This is a genomic window from Vibrio paucivorans, assembly GCF_054053395.1.
Genome location: NZ_CM133231.1, coordinates 1,178,044 through 1,192,405, shown reverse-complemented (window position 1 = coordinate 1,192,405; position 14,362 = coordinate 1,178,044). Strand labels below are relative to the sequence as shown.

Genomic DNA, 14,362 nt, shown 5'->3' with positions numbered 1-14,362 from the left:
GATCGACTTGTTATTAGCGAATACAAACAAACCCAGCTTAAGGCTGGGTTTGTTGTTATGGAGGTGGGCTAGCAACTAAGTTTCTTTCGTCAGGTATAGTTTGGGTGATACGATGTTTTCCGATAAACGGACTTCGATGTAATAGTTTGATAGTAGGCGATATTTCATGTTGAAACACAGCATCAAAGATTACCCAAATGGGCAGGGTTTTGGTCTCCATAAGCATCAAGTCGATCAGCTAGTTTATGTTCATCACGGCTGTGGAGTCGTTCACTCACCTGACGCTGCTTTAGCTATCGTGAGTGGCCAATTGCTCTGGATACCTTCTCAGTGCTTACATGAACTACGAATCGTCCGTAAGAGCAAGATGAGCATAATGCATTGTGATGCGAATCTGCTTCCCACCTATTCGGACTCAATATCTCTATTGTCAGTCACGCCTCTGTGGGTCCAACTGATGGACAACTTCTCTCATCGCGAAAAAATGGTGGAAGACTCGGTTGCCAACGCATACTCCGGCGTGTTTTTTGATCAGTTAGCCCAACAGGTAGCGGTGAACCAAGGCAAATCTCAATCTGGTTCTATCGTTAAACGCTTGTTACCTATCATTGAGCACGTAAGTACCGAGCCGAATATAAAGGCATCACTTTCACACTACAGCGTGCGATGTGGAGCATCTGAGCGAACGTTAAACAGGCTCTTCAATACCACATTTGGAATGCCTTTTAGTGCGTGGCGCCGAAGTGTTGTGATGGAAAAAGCTCTACAACAATATAGGCAAGGCCAAAAAATGACAGATATCGCGTTTGACCTTGGCTATAGCAGCGTATCCGCTTTTTCAGCTGCATTTAACCAGTACAAGTGTGAAGTGGCTAAATAGTACATCCTTTTCACTAATATCGTGATCCCATGTCTTTATCCTCGGAGTTCCCTTCAATGATGTAAGTGAGCTCATCGACTTTAGCGACTTTGCTTCCTCTAAGGTAAAAGAATGCAATAACCTTTGCTTTGACAGCTGAGCCATCTTTCTTTATCGCATCTATGATGTGGATGTCTGCGATGGTATTTCCCGATGCAATCACGCTTTCAAGCGTCGCGCTAATAGATTCAACCGAATCCAACAGTGCCTCTAAGTGTTGTTTAAACTGGCTCTTATTCAGTGTTTTACCATCGACCAATTGTACGTAGTCTTCGGTCATGTACTCATCGACTACTATGGAAAGTTCATCTTGAGGGTTAAATAAATCGGTAAATAACTTCTGTAGAAAATGGGCTGCTTTCTCATCAGAAAAAGTGTTTAACTGGTTCATAATTGATGCTTCCTTGTGGCTTGGGTTGGCTAAGCGAATAACCATGTTGATTCGCTGTCGGCATCAGAATACGGCTTGTAGATAAGTTGAGTTAGCGAGTTTGCGCCACGAAGTTGCGTAAGTTGGACAAGTTTAGCTCGCGAGGTTGTCTCACGATTTACTAATACGAATATGCTCAGTTTAAGGGGGCGGTTGTCGTTTTATATAGGAACTTAGAATCACTTCTTTCTTGAAGTGATGTTAGACAGAAACTTTCCGCATTTTGTCGATGGACTACGCGGATTTTTCAATAAGCCCTTGTTCTAATGAAGGAAAATAGGAACTATAAAGTACGGTTAGATACTAGACAGAAAAATTCTATATTTAAATGCAGAATTTTTCTGTCTAATAACTGTTAGGCAAATAATAAATTATGAGAACAATGGACAGTATATTCAGTTTTATCCTTAAGTTAATCGAAGCTTTGAAGCCAAAATTTTACAACAAGATCACTTGGCTCATTGTGGTTTCTGGGCTTTCTTTAATGAGCACTCCTTTGTGGATTACAGTTGTAAATGCCGTATTCGAACGAGCCTTTGAACTATCCTTAACTAACGGTTCAGATGCGGCTTGGGGCTTTGCTCTGTGTTGCTTGGGTCTCATTTATCATCTTGTAAATTCAGGGCTCTACGAAATGGCTTTGTCCGTGGATACGAAGGCTAAAGTTGAAAAACGAGATAAGCATGATCTTGAGGTGTTCAAAGGGCTGAATGAGGCTCTGAGTGAAGACTATTTAAACAACCTTATTTCTTGGGTTAGAACAGGTGACTCTCTTCATTGGGACGACTATGGGAAATTAAAAGGCTTTATAGACCAAGCATCTTCGTCTACAAATTCATTTCTCAACTCAGAGCTTAGTGGTACTACTCTTCAACTCAGTCAGTCTTTATCAAACTTCACCTCATTCGTAGATGAGCATTTTGATGAGTATCCATATGGTCAAACAGTCACTAACTTTAAAATGTGTCTTGCTCCTCAGCTTAATTGTGATCGTGCAGGGAGTTGGGAAGACTCGGCAGCATATGGTGAATTAGCTCGCGAGATGGTTGATATCACAGAGGCTATTGTTCAATCCTATCGTGGTTGGCGAAAGTCTATAAAGAAGAATCTGTACATTTAAATCAACATTTGCCTAACAAAGCATTTAAGAGTGATTCGCAACGCTTGGCAGTTTCGCTTCGCTCAAGTATAGCCAAGCGCCGCTCACACCTTAATGCGGCTTTAAATTCTAGAGGTTAGTATGTTTGAAGTTGCAAATAGTTCCCCCTTTTTTGAAGTGATGAATAGTGAAAACCCTTTACTTGTGCAAAACATTGAAGTTGTAAACGACAACAAAATAAGCATGGATGCAAGCTACCATAATCCAAAGAAGTTTATACTAGAGCTAAACAACCTACTTAAAAGTACTATATTTTTCGTTGAAACCGCTACTAAGAACAGCCCTGAGTGGCTACGAGAATCTGTAAAAAAGTTTCGAGAATCGAACACTAAACAGTTTGAAATATTAAAACACCTCAGAAATACGAGTGCTCATCAATCTTTGGTTTTTCCCAAAGAATCTCTATCTATGGGTTTATATCGAATTCAGTCAGATATTGCGTATAAACAAAAGATTGGAATAGGTGACCATCAAAAACCTGGAGAATACTCTTGGGACTTAGCTTTCAAAAATACCAGTGACTTGTTCCACGATGTTTTGGTATTTCAAAGTATCGCATTTATGGATTTGGAGCATAGTGCTTTATATGAATGTTTGGGTATTACGAGGCGATGGTTTTTCCATGTAAAGTTTAAAAATAGGGACACTAAATTTAATGAAGTAATAGATGTTTACAAACTTGCGTGTGAGTTTTCAACCAAGCTACTTGATCACGTTTGCAATGACTATGCAAAAGTTAAAGGGGTTAGTTTTTCGCAGAAATTCCACTCAGAATTGTCCGAATGTAATTTTGTTAATACTTTGTTAGAAGTTGACCTATATCCTTCACTATTTCGTAAGTGGTGGGATATGGATATTGAGCCATTAAATTTTGGCGTGTTAGTCGCCTTAAACGATTATCGCCAGTATACTTGGTCAGACTCATTTCACACTAGCGTTTATGAAAACTTGACATCAAGCCCTGAGGAGTACGTGTCACGCTTGACCGAGATATTGGACTTAGAGCCAGATGATATTTATACGGAAGCGAATGCTTTTAAAGTATTCTCTTTTATCAAAGTTAACCATTGGCATGTGAAGTCAGCCTTCAATGCCACGCTAATGGATACTCCAGTAGACATAGGTGACATCATGAACATTCAGCGCCTGGGAAAAATTTTCATGGATGAATACGCTAAGAAAAAGCCATGTACTATTACTTCTAGTTTTGAAGGTTTCACGAATCATCTTCGTACCGTGCATAAGAATTTAACAAACGCTTAAAGACGGATTCGCAATGCGTGGCATTTTTACTATGCGTTGATTCTAGTGATTAAAGTGGCGTGCGGAAACATCGTATTGCGCTGCTCACCACTTAAGCGGGCGTTAGTAGTAGGAAAGTGATATGGAAATTATCGTATCTATTTTTGCAGCAGTAGTAGCGGTTTTGAGTTTATTTGTATCACTTTATGTGGTGTGGAAGGACAATGGGCGTTTAAAGATTGGTATTTGTTCGAGGAAACATTATGAATCCGATGAATATTCTTACGTACATGTCGAAGTTGTGAACTGTGGGCAAAGAAGCCTAAGCTTAAAATTTATTGTTGGGGAGTACTTGGATGGTTCTACCACTAAGTTCTATCTAAACCCTGCTTGTGAAATAGTGACTTTAGCGGAGAGCGAAAGCTATGAGTATAAGCTGGGGAAGTTTGACGGTCCGATGGCAAAGTTTAGGGATGAAGATAACGACAATGATAGTGAGCTTAAATCTCTAGCATTAGAAGATACTAAAGGAAAAACTTGGAAGGTTAAAGGCTCTGAAAGCGCCATAGCTAAAGTACGGGCAAGTAAACATCCATTTGGTGTCAGAACTCACTACTAACAATCTGTTTAAGAGTGATTCGCAACGCTTGGCATTTTTGCTATGCGTTGCGTTTAGTGTTTAAGGTGGGTGGTATGCGGCGGCTTCGGCATTGCGTTGCTCACACCTTAGCAGGGCGTTAGGTGTTCGTCATTATGTCAGCGTATTCAGAATTGCATCGAATAATTCCATCATGCCCCGTGACCTCTCCCAAATAATGAAATGAGATGACGCAGTTATATTCCTTGGACTTTAGAATGCGTTCTAATTGCACAGATAGTTCATCTTTAAATGTAATTCCTAAAATCCTTTCATTGCAAGAATCTACTGTTAGCGAAAGTGCATTTCGTCCATTGTCTACATCGATGATTTGTAACCAACCGTCGACATCTATGCCGTTGCTTTTTGATATAGACTTAAATTGTACTCCTCCAATAATAAGCGGTTCGCTCCCTAAGTTTTTTATCGAGAATGTTCTCGCCCATTTAATATCACGCGGCCCTTTTTGTCGCACTGGCATAGGCTCGGTGAGTTCGGTTATTTGGGCTATTGCCGGAGAAAATGGAACATAGCCGCAAGATGGCATTAGTTTTATGAACTGTATTAATGTAAGAGTAGCGGCTACAAATGCTGCGATTTTGTAGTAACGTCTGAAAAAGAGGAACATATTAGGCTCTAACTATTTATGGTGCCAATAGTATAGAACACCTAACAAACTGTTTAAGAGTGATTCACAACACGTGGCACTTTCACTATGCGTTGGTTTTAGTGTTTAATGTGGTAGGGTTACGTGACAGGCTGCCTCACATTTTAATTAGACGTTAACCGCAATCAAGGATGGTGGATTATCAAACTAGATATATATGATGTGTTTGTTGGAGAAGCGGCATCCGGTAATCCTTGTGGTGTATTAGAGCTTGATAGTTGGCTTTCTGATCAAGAGTTACAGAGAATTACCTGTGAAGCGGGGCTGCCAGTTACCTCTTTTGTCATTAAAGTGAATGGACAATTCCACATTCGCTGGTTTGCAAAAGATGGAGAAATTAACCTGTGCGGGCATGGTAGCTTAGGCGCTGGTGCTGCCATTATCTCTAAGTACAAACTCGAAAATGTACTTTTTAGTAGCAAATACGGTGACGTCTCGATAGCTAAAAGTAATGGTGTATATACTCTTGCGTTGCCTAGTTGGAAAGGTAAACCATGTGTCCTTCCAACCGAAATATCGGACTTGGCGGTTGACGCTATTGAGGCGTTTTCAACTCGAGACTTGGTTTTAGTCCTACCTTCTGTCGACTCTGTTATGAGTTTCCAACCTGATGATGCGCGATTCAAACAGCTCAGCAATTACCATGCTGTGATTGTGACAGCGGCTAATGGTGATAATGGGTATGTATTAAGATACTTTGCACCCAAAATTGGGATATCTGAAGATCTGGCGACAGGCTCTGCTCCGATTCACTTCAGGTACATCAGCTTTCGTCGTCAGGTGGCTATTTTGGCGTAAAGCGTATTTCAGATGATTCAATTGTGCTGCTAGCAAATGCAAAGCTACGAGAAGTGGCTGCTGAATAAAATGTTTAAGAGAGATAGCTAACCTTTGTCGTTTCCGGTTTGGTTAGCTGCACCTTAGTGAGGTGATAGGTGATAAGGAGGTCACATTGAATATTGAGTACAAAGTTAATCGGCAGATTTCAGCTGACGAGTTCATTGATTTACTTAAGCGTTCTACTTTGGGAGAGCGGAGGCCGATAGAAAATATCAAATGTATCAACGGTATGTTGAACAACAGCAATCTGATAGTCACAGCCTGGGACGGTACTAAGCTTGTGGGTATTGCTCGTTCAGTTACCGATTTCCACTATTGTTGTTATCTGTCCGACCTAGCGGTTGATGAAGAATACCAAAGGTTAGGTATAGGCAAGCAGTTACAAGTTCAGACTCAAGCTCAAATAGAGCCTACTTGTAAACTATTTCTAATCGCAGCCCCATCTGCTAATGACTATTATGGTCAAATTGGTTATACCAAAAATGAGCGTTGCTGGGTGCTGGAACGAGGCCGTGAGATTATCACATAAAAGTCTGATTAAGAGTGGTTTGCAACGCTCGGTATGTTCGGTTTGAACCTACTCTAGTGTTTACGTTTTATGTTGTGTTGTCAGCCACTTGGTAAGGCGTTAGTTTCCCTGTAGACATAATCAGTCCGCTGGGAATTTTTGTTTTTGGTGCAGTACACGCATGATGCGAATGATATCGCCTTCAGCCCAGTAGGAAACTATTATCGAAATCTCCGGAATAATCAGCAACCGCCCTCTAATTCCGTCTCGTTGGACTCCCATATGAGGTTGATCCAGGAGGTTCTCAACTTTTTCTTCAATAATTTCGTCGGTTTTGTCAGCTGCTTCGGGGTTGAAGTCGTAAAGAAACTCAAAGATCTTTTCGCGATCATTAAGTGACTCCTCTTCCCATAAAATCATTGCTTACCTCGATTACGGATTCTGGCTTTGCGATCTTCCATTTGAGATTTAGCAGTTTGGTGCTCAACGAAAACGGATTCTCCTGAGTCAAACTGCTCGAATGCAAGGTTTACTTGTTCAGTTAGCCACGCATCGTGAGATAATGTTTTTCTTTGTTGTTCCGCGAGTTGCTCAGTAAGCTCACGGCATGCGTCACTAAGAGTGCGACCTTGGCTCTCAGCCATTTGTTGAGCTAGGCGTTTTGTTTCTTCATCAACACGAAATTGAATTCTAGTGTCCATGATGTGCTCCATACATTGTGTGTGTACAAATGTTAGCACTAGGTTTGTGGTTGGGCAACTTACAATCAATTTATCGGGTGAAGGTCACTAACAAACGCTTGGAACTTTATAGCCAAGTGCACATCACCTTAATGCAAATATTTGAACTGAACCCATCATAAATTGGTGGGTTATGTACTTTTAGTTAAAGCGGTATTTAACGCCTAGGCTAACGCTATCTTCTTCCAAGTTTATTTCGCCAGATTTCATCCCAAATAAATGGTTGTAGTTACTCTGTACTTGAAACTGTTCATTGATGTTGTATCCAATGGACATGCCCACCTCGGGGCCGAAATCTGCTTTGTGATATGAGTTATCAGAGTAATCCGCGTAAGTCATTCCAGCTTCAGGGGACACGTAGAAATTAGACGCTTGGATTGGTATTGGCTTTTCTATAGCTAGGGTGTAGTAGCGATAGTCGATCGAGTTATCTGACAACGTTGCAGCAGCACCTTTGATATTTCCCCAAGGTAATTCGGAAGAAGCTTGAAACCGTGGTCCATTAACGTGCGCGGTAGTGTTACCAACCTTTACATTACTGAATTCGTAACTTAGCCCAACGGTGCTTGATACCGGTTGAGCATAAGATAGAGTCGGTAGCAGACAGGTTATCGCAAGTGAAAGTAGAGTAAGTTTTTTCATATTTGTGGCCCCTTTACAATGGATTTAGCCTATAAAAAAACACTGTTCATATTAAGTTGTATTTTTACAACTTTAGTTGTCAGAATTGTCTGATGGTTTAGGTAAAGTGGTTGCGTCACTCAATATTTAACAGAGCTTAGGCTCCAAGGAGTAAATAATGATTAGTCATATCGATCACCTTGTTCTTACAGTCTCCGACATAGAAAAATCAGTGGATTTTTATAAAAGGGTGCTGTGTATGGAAGAGGTCACTTTTGCAAATGGCCGTAAGGCGGTGAGGTTCGGAAATCAAAAGATTAACTTCCAGCTTCTGGGGCAAGAGCCGCGAAATATTGCCAATGTTGGCTCGGGTGATGTTTGCCTAATCTCTAACTGGCCGCTGGAATCTGTAATAGAGCATTTGAGCAAAGAGAATGTTCAAATCATTGAGGGGCCAGTAGAAAAGTCGGGGGCTATTGGCCCGATTCAATCGGTTTACTTTTTGGATCTCGATAAAAATTTAATCGAAGTCAGCGTATATCAATGAGCTTTACGCTCTAATACTGTTCAAGATTGAAGCCCAACGCTTGGTATGGTTCATTCCATCGTTGGGTTTCGAGTTTATGGTGGTATGGTTTAGATTAAATGGTAGTGTAGCCTCTCCCTTTTAGTGCTGTGTTAACTTTTGTTGGAGTGATTTATGAATCAATGGTTTAGTTGGGTTAAAAGGCTTCAGGCTATCAGTCAAACGGGTCAAGCATATTCGAAAGATAAGTTCGACCTAGAGCGGTTTGATGAACTGGCGAGTATATCTCATCAAATGTTAGCGGCATTAGCCGATGCTCCGGTGTCTAAAGTCGAGAATTTGTTCATTCCTGAATCTGGCTACCCAACGCCAAAAGTGGACTTGCGAGCGGGTGTAATTAAAGACAACAAAATCTTGCTCGTTCGTGAGCGAGAAGACAATTGTTGGACGCTGCCTGGTGGCTGGGCAGATGTGTGCGAAACGCCTTCTCAAGGTATTATTCGAGAGGTGTATGAGGAATCTGGCTTTAACGTAAGTAATCCGAAATTAGTTGCGATTAAAGATCGGGATTCTCACCCCTATGTTCCTAAGTATCCTCAGCATATCTATAAGATGTTTTTCCTTTGTACTTTCGAGTCCGGCGTTCCTACTAGCAACATTGAAATCTCCGATATAGATTTTTTCGATCTCGATAACCTACCTGAGCTTTCGAAAAGTCGTGTTTTACGTGATGACATTGAGTTAATGTTTAAACACTTTAACAACCCATCCAGTGATGTGTTGGTAGATTAATAGGACAGATTGTTTAACCAATACTGGAGACGGGCATCACTATTTCTACGGGATAGGTAATGATTATTTGGCCATGCATTTTTAAATTGGACGGTGATTCTGAGCTTATGTTTTTAGGTTCAGAACGTCAGCTCAGCATCGAATTGGACGACTTGATTTGGGATGGCTCAGATCGACTTATCGACAGCGATGGACACTGTTACAGGGTGAGTGAAGAAGGAGGCAGCTACGTGTTTGAACCTGCGGGTGTGCAGCTATCTTTGCAAGCTGTTACTCAGCTGATTCAAGAGCATGAATTCGCAAAAGCGGAAATGTGTCTGACCAAAATACAGTTCTCATCCATACAAGAAGCTATACAGTCGATATCGTAAAACTTAAGCATCTAGCGGCTTACTTGAAACGCCTTTTTAAACCTAACTATTAAAGAACCCTTTACCCTAATGCTGCCCGAGTCGTTAGGGGGGGAAATCTGTTAACTGGAGACTATCAACTTGGTTCAAACATACGGTTCTGAAAAGACAAAGGCGTTCTGCTGTAATTGCAAGCAGGTGACGCTGCACAAGTATGAAAGCTTCTCTAAACCTAAAGAATCCAATGAGACTGAAGTTAAGGGCTTCTTTTCTGGTTTGTTGGCCGGAATAGCAAGTGCGTTAATGGAAGGCGAGCCTACGGGTGATTACAAATGTACCGTTTGTGGAACGAACCTGCATACACCAGATTATCTTGATTAAGGCCAGAACGGATTCGAGAGGCGTGTGCGGTTACTTTCGTCTAGGCAGGGAATTGACAACAACTTCGATTTATATGAAAGTGGCTGTATGAAATTTAATCTATCGCAACTAAACAACCGAATTATCATCATTCCATAGGAATGGTGGGATTTTTTGTATGCGCTAGATAAATCGAACCCACCCTAAAAGGTGGGTTTTCTGTTTCTACCTTTTAGGATTTTATCTCTAGGAGGGATTTAAATGAAAAAGGTAGCCGTTTTTGGAAAGCCGGGCAGTGGAAAATCGACGGTAAGCAAAGCATTAGCGCAAGCAAGTGGCTTGCCGCTGCATCAACTCGATTCCATCGTTTATAAGCCCAATGGTGAGTTTGTCTCACGGGAAGAATTTGATGCTGCGCACAAGGGGATTCTTCAATCCGAGTCATGGATCGTTGATGGTTTTGGTGGCCCTATCAGCTCCTTTAACGAGCGTTTAGAAGCTGCCGATACGCTTGTTTATATCGATTTGCCTTACTCAGTGAGTTACTGGTTTGTCACTAAACGCTTTCTGAAGGGGCTGTTTGTGAAACCAGAAGGCTGGCCAGACGGAAGCTCAATCTTGAAAGGCACACTGAACAGTTATAAGACGCTCAAATTGTGTCCTAAATTCTGGAATGATGACTTTTCATCTCGATTGCGGGAATACTCGAGTAGTAAACAAGTCCACATAATCAAAACTGTGTCGGAGTTGAATGATTTCGCCTTGTCTCAAACTCAATAAGGCAGAACAGATATCAGGAGGATCAATCATGAAACTGAATACATTAAGGATCCCGTGTGCAGACTTAAAGGAGTCTGAAGTTTTTTATACAGAGAAGCTTGGGCTGACAAAGGCTTTTGGGGCTGTCGCTGATGGGTTTATTGGCTATCAGCTTGAAAATGTACAAGTGATTATAGAGCCAGAGGAAAGTGGCGAGTTCGAGAGCGGTCGTTACCTTGGTTTCAGTATTGAGGTAGAAAACCTAGCGGACTTTTATGCTCGGTTAAGTGAGTGTGGTGTTGAATTTACTGGTGAACCAGAGCCTCAGTTTTGGGGCGGTTTAATGACACATGTTATCGACCCAAGTAAGAACACATTTTCAGTTGTGCAAATGACACCTGATGACTGACAAACCATTTGTTGAACTAGGAACCTGATCTGACGTACAAATTTTGCATATGCGTTTGATGCTGCTGAGGTTTTTAGTAAGTATGTCAGTAATCTTAATTCCTTTTTTCTGGGGGCTGAAATGAGTACAAGGTTTTGCGAAAGGTGCGAAAAAGAAACCGAGCATCGCGAGGCTATGAAGCAAAAGCCATCAAAATACGGAAAGAGTAAGAAGGAACAGTTTAAAGCTTTTCTAGACGGTTTTTTTAGTGGGCCTGCCGCTGCTTTGCCCGGAGGTGCTTCTTTAGAAGTCACAGACCGATATGTAATTTGCTCAGTCTGTGGCAAAGAAACCTTAGAGAATCATGGAGAAGAATTTCAATAACCAGCTCAGCATATTGCTGGCGCAGTACTCGTTGAGGCATAGCGCTCAGCGATAAGTGTAATCAAAGATTGGAATGGGAAATGGAAAACCTAAACACGGTAGAAATAAAGTCATTCGTGCCTGCTAAGAACTTTGAAGTGTCTAAGCGTTTTTATCAGTTCATCGGTTTTGAAATGGCCTCTGAATTTGAGGGCGTAGCGTACTTTAAATCTGGCTCTTGCTCATTTTTACTTCAAGACTTTTACGAACCCGTGCACAGTAACAACTTCATGATGCATCTGTTAGTTGAAGATGCTCAAAGTTGGTACACGCATATTTGTAAGCTTAAGTTAGCTGAAGAGTTTAGTGTGCAAGTGACTGAGCTCGTCGAGCAGCCATGGGGCATGCTTGAGTTCTGTATCACCGACCCAAGCGGGGTGTTATGGCGCATTGGTGAAAATAAATAGCGGTGTAACGTTTCGTTCGCCAATAATTCTTTCTCCAACAGCTATTTGCCCTACATAAAAGGCCTGAATCGCTCAGGCCTTTTCTCTATTTATTGAAGTGGAACTACTGCCTATTGAAGCGGAATTACTGCAATTGCTCGCGAGTGGATTCAGCAGCGTCGTTACTTAGGTCGGACAGAGTTTGCTGCTCTAAATCGATAAGGAATCGGTCGCTCGGTTCACCAGTAGAGAACTTCTTCATGATATTGCATAAAGCACTAAAGCGAGTTTTGAACAGCTCTGATACTTTGATGTCATTGAGCTGATCATCTTGCGCACTGACTACCACCTCAATTTGAGACAGCTGCTCGGTAAGCACCGCGTAGGATTCTAACCGCACCTCATCGATATCGCGTAGTGCTAGGCCATCGGCATTGCGTAAGCGGAAGAAATCTACAGCCAGTTCTTCAGCAGTCCAGCTCGCGAAATCATCGAGGGTTAGCCCTGCCTCTTGTGCTACTAGCTCAGCTTGCGCCTTGGCTGCTTCCCAATCTTCTTCAAATGTCGATGAGTAATTAGCTGGGTTACATTGCCCTAGTGGGTAACCCAAGTAGTCCGCCAGTTCACACAAGGTTGTGTCGGTTTGCAGCTGAGATAAGATCAACATGTCGTCACCCGTCATCATTTTGATCATCAGCTGCATGTCGAGCGGCCACTCATTGGGTACAAAGTTCAAACGAGTTAGCTCTTTAAGGTGCCAATCGGTGAACTCGTGGTAGTTTGCTGAAGAAAGCACATCAATGTTCCAGATACTGTCGCGCTCTTCTGGTGTGCTTGCATTGTCAGTCAGATATTGGTGTTCCATGGTGTAGTAATCGAATAACTCATCGAAGCGAGGTACCTCATCAACGACCACAGTTTCGACTTCAATCTGACTTTGCGGTGAAATGGTTAAGATCTTGTAGGCTGGGATGTACGCCCCAAGCGACGGTGCTTGAATATTGAATAAGGTGTATTGTTGGCCATCAATTTGGTAGCTCTTTTTGCCAGTGTCGTTAAAGTGCATGTGACCGCCAACGTGCACTGCCACACCAGTTTCGGCGAGAGCTCGGCTTACGTCATCTTCGGGCACGCGTGCTAATTGGTTAGACCCTTCACCGAACAAATCTTCCAAATCCTCTGATGCACCTTCATAAAAATCGGTCATCGGGAAATGGCTAAACGAGATAAGGATTTTGCCTTCTTCTTTGGCTCGCGTTGCAACGCTGGTCATCCAGTCAATGATGCGCTTTTTATGCGTGACCATTTTGTTGTAGCCAGCACTGCTCGCCGATCCAAAGGTCATTTGGCCATCTTGCTCACCTTCAGGAATATAAACGTTGGCATCTATCGCCAATACCCATATTCCCTTAATTGGTTCAACTAAGTATGACGTGTCGGCAATGTCGGTACAGTTGGTATAAGAAGATTCTTTATAAATACCACCACTGCCTTCACTGCAAATCTCGATTTGCCTGTTGTTGAATCTCGATTCAATCAATGCGCGATCATAAGAGTAATCAGTGCGGCTTTCCTGTGAGGAAAAAGGGGTTTCGTAATATAAGTAATCCGGTTGCGGGTAGAAGCCATCGTCTGCAAGTGCTTCCATGATCCCTTCATAACCGTAGCCGCGAATGTCATCGGTACACACTGTTGGTAGCCCGTCGGGTTGATCAACGTAACGAGGTTGGTCTTTGCTTCCATCGCTTTGGGCACATTCGTCTTTTGCTAAGCTTTTGATTTGTTGCTCTTGCCCATTTTCGCCTAGGTAGACGTCTCCAGCTGCTTCTTCGATTGGGTTAATTGGGTCGTGGTTGCCCGGCGCGGCATAAAACCTAAGACCGTGCTTTTCTTTATAGTGATTGATGATCTCTACAAAGCCGCGCATATGTACAGGTTGACCATCGTCGCTGAAGTCACCAGGTAGAGCCACGTGTTTGATACCACGCTCTACAACATCGTCTAGCGCGGCGATCAAAGCAAAGTAGTTTTCATTAAAGAGTCGAGTGGATCCTAGCTGTTCGGCCATTGAACGAATGTAAGCTGGACGTTCGGTACTGCCCGTTAGGCCAGGGTGCTCTGGGAAATCTTCAAAATCACCGTAGACGTCATGGAAGTGAATGTCTGGCATAAATGCAATTTGCACATCGCTTTCTAAGCTTGGATTTTCTGTGTCGTCGTCACAGCCCATTAATGTCAAAGCAATGCTTGCAGTAAGCAACAATTTTTTCACTGGTTTTCTCTTCCCTAAAATATGGATTAACGAAGCAGAGTATTAGAGGCTCGTAATATTTCAGAATGAAGAAGGATTTATTAACTTGTAAGTTTAAGTAACTGAAAGTAAAGAGTTAATTATCATGGTGAATGTTTTTATCGGTGGAAAGCATTGCAGGCTATATACAATAGATAACAATGATAAATCTACCTTGATTCATGCTTTGCTTTGGTTCTGTCGGACTATTCATGGAAAAGCGACGTGAAGGCTCGTACATAAATTGTTTTCTGCGCTGAGATACCGCATGTGACCCTGTTCAAACTTCTATCAATTGGTTCATTTCTATCTGACTTGTTACCAT

General features: G+C 42.1%; 19 protein-coding genes and 1 pseudogene. 14 read left to right on the top strand and 6 right to left on the bottom strand.

The genetic code is table 11. The annotated features are described in order from the left end of the window. Positions 1 to 166 precede the first annotated feature (166 nt). Positions 167 to 880 carry a helix-turn-helix domain-containing protein gene (locus ACXABW_RS20760; protein ID WP_457525373.1) on the top strand — a complete coding sequence of 238 codons (714 nt, stop codon included), beginning with the start codon at positions 167 to 169 and terminating at the stop codon, positions 878 to 880. 13 nt (positions 881 to 893) lie between these two features. Here the strand turns inward: ACXABW_RS20760 and ACXABW_RS20755 are convergent, their stop codons facing one another. Then, the gene (locus ACXABW_RS20755; RefSeq protein WP_457525372.1) at positions 894 to 1,310 is read right to left on the bottom strand and encodes a nuclear transport factor 2 family protein; all 417 of its coding nucleotides are present in this window, start codon (positions 1,308 to 1,310) and stop codon (positions 894 to 896) included. A 421-nt stretch (positions 1,311 to 1,731) separates the two neighbouring features. On the opposite strand from ACXABW_RS20755, the gene ACXABW_RS20750 reads away from it, so the two are divergent. The 3 genes from ACXABW_RS20750 (at position 1,732) to ACXABW_RS20740 (ending at position 4,369) form a co-directional block, all read left to right on the top strand. After that, positions 1,732 to 2,469: a hypothetical protein gene (locus ACXABW_RS20750; RefSeq protein ID WP_457525371.1), complete on the top strand. Its 738-nt coding sequence runs from the start codon at positions 1,732 to 1,734 to the stop codon at positions 2,467 to 2,469. Positions 2,470 to 2,589: 120 nt separating this feature from the next. Next, positions 2,590 to 3,771 carry a hypothetical protein gene (locus ACXABW_RS20745; protein ID WP_457525370.1) on the top strand — a complete coding sequence of 394 codons (1,182 nt, stop codon included), beginning with the start codon at positions 2,590 to 2,592 and terminating at the stop codon, positions 3,769 to 3,771. A 121-nt stretch (positions 3,772 to 3,892) separates the two neighbouring features. Beyond that, positions 3,893 to 4,369 carry a hypothetical protein gene (locus ACXABW_RS20740; protein ID WP_457525369.1) on the top strand — a complete coding sequence of 159 codons (477 nt, stop codon included), beginning with the start codon at positions 3,893 to 3,895 and terminating at the stop codon, positions 4,367 to 4,369. A gap of 118 nt (positions 4,370 to 4,487) precedes the next feature. Here the strand turns inward: ACXABW_RS20740 and ACXABW_RS20735 are convergent, their stop codons facing one another. After that, the gene (locus ACXABW_RS20735) at positions 4,488 to 5,015 is read right to left on the bottom strand and encodes a hypothetical protein (protein ID WP_457525368.1); all 528 of its coding nucleotides are present in this window, start codon (positions 5,013 to 5,015) and stop codon (positions 4,488 to 4,490) included. Positions 5,016 to 5,216: 201 nt separating this feature from the next. Between ACXABW_RS20735 and ACXABW_RS20730 the strand changes: the two are divergent. Beyond that, positions 5,217 to 5,920, top strand: a pseudogene (locus ACXABW_RS20730) (PhzF family phenazine biosynthesis protein). An 86-nt stretch (positions 5,921 to 6,006) separates the two neighbouring features. Then, positions 6,007 to 6,423 (top strand): GNAT family N-acetyltransferase, encoded by a 417-nt coding sequence (locus tag ACXABW_RS20725; RefSeq protein ID WP_457525367.1) that lies wholly within the window; start codon positions 6,007 to 6,009, stop codon positions 6,421 to 6,423. A gap of 120 nt (positions 6,424 to 6,543) precedes the next feature. On the opposite strand, the gene ACXABW_RS20720 is transcribed toward ACXABW_RS20725, so the two are convergent. The 3 genes from ACXABW_RS20720 to ACXABW_RS20710 form a co-directional block, all read right to left on the bottom strand. Continuing rightward, positions 6,544 to 6,822, bottom strand: a complete 279-nt coding sequence (locus ACXABW_RS20720; protein ID WP_457525366.1) for a type II toxin-antitoxin system RelE/ParE family toxin — start codon at positions 6,820 to 6,822, stop codon at positions 6,544 to 6,546. Beyond that, a complete protein-coding gene (locus ACXABW_RS20715; protein WP_457525365.1) occupies positions 6,819 to 7,103 on the bottom strand; it encodes a damage-inducible protein J in 285 nt (94 codons plus the stop codon). Before ACXABW_RS20715 ends, ACXABW_RS20720 begins: the two co-directional genes overlap by 4 nt. A 180-nt stretch (positions 7,104 to 7,283) precedes the next feature. Further along, the gene (locus ACXABW_RS20710) at positions 7,284 to 7,784 is read right to left on the bottom strand and encodes an outer membrane beta-barrel protein (RefSeq protein ID WP_457525364.1); all 501 of its coding nucleotides are present in this window, start codon (positions 7,782 to 7,784) and stop codon (positions 7,284 to 7,286) included. Between the two features lie 157 nt (positions 7,785 to 7,941). Here ACXABW_RS20710 and ACXABW_RS20705 point away from each other — a divergent pair, with 157 nt between their 5' ends. The 8 genes from ACXABW_RS20705 (at position 7,942) to ACXABW_RS20670 (ending at position 11,768) form a co-directional block, all read left to right on the top strand. Continuing rightward, complete coding sequence (locus ACXABW_RS20705) at positions 7,942 to 8,310, top strand: VOC family protein (RefSeq protein ID WP_252032400.1); 369 nt, start codon at positions 7,942 to 7,944, stop codon at positions 8,308 to 8,310. 153 nt (positions 8,311 to 8,463) lie between these two features. Continuing rightward, positions 8,464 to 9,081, top strand: coding sequence for an NUDIX hydrolase (locus tag ACXABW_RS20700; protein WP_457525363.1), 618 nt, complete (start codon positions 8,464 to 8,466; stop codon positions 9,079 to 9,081). Between the two features lie 59 nt (positions 9,082 to 9,140). Further along, complete coding sequence (locus tag ACXABW_RS20695) at positions 9,141 to 9,452, top strand: DUF4144 family protein (RefSeq protein WP_457525362.1); 312 nt, start codon at positions 9,141 to 9,143, stop codon at positions 9,450 to 9,452. 120 nt (positions 9,453 to 9,572) lie between these two features. Then, positions 9,573 to 9,812, top strand: coding sequence for a hypothetical protein (locus ACXABW_RS20690; protein ID WP_252032388.1), 240 nt, complete (start codon positions 9,573 to 9,575; stop codon positions 9,810 to 9,812). A 240-nt stretch (positions 9,813 to 10,052) separates the two neighbouring features. Beyond that, complete coding sequence (locus ACXABW_RS20685; protein WP_457525361.1) at positions 10,053 to 10,571, top strand: adenylate kinase; 519 nt, start codon at positions 10,053 to 10,055, stop codon at positions 10,569 to 10,571. 28 nt (positions 10,572 to 10,599) lie between these two features. Further along, positions 10,600 to 10,959: a VOC family protein gene (locus ACXABW_RS20680; protein ID WP_457525360.1), complete on the top strand. Its 360-nt coding sequence runs from the start codon at positions 10,600 to 10,602 to the stop codon at positions 10,957 to 10,959. 120 nt (positions 10,960 to 11,079) lie between these two features. After that, a complete protein-coding gene (locus tag ACXABW_RS20675) occupies positions 11,080 to 11,322 on the top strand; it encodes a hypothetical protein (RefSeq protein WP_252032380.1) in 243 nt (80 codons plus the stop codon). Between the two features lie 80 nt (positions 11,323 to 11,402). Beyond that, positions 11,403 to 11,768 carry a VOC family protein gene (locus tag ACXABW_RS20670; RefSeq protein WP_457525359.1) on the top strand — a complete coding sequence of 122 codons (366 nt, stop codon included), beginning with the start codon at positions 11,403 to 11,405 and terminating at the stop codon, positions 11,766 to 11,768. Between the two features lie 124 nt (positions 11,769 to 11,892). Here the strand turns inward: ACXABW_RS20670 and ACXABW_RS20665 are convergent, their stop codons facing one another. Beyond that, entirely contained in the window at positions 11,893 to 14,019 is a 2,127-nt protein-coding gene (locus ACXABW_RS20665) for a metallophosphoesterase (RefSeq protein ID WP_457525358.1), read from the bottom strand. Between the last annotated feature and the right edge of the window lie 343 nt (positions 14,020 to 14,362).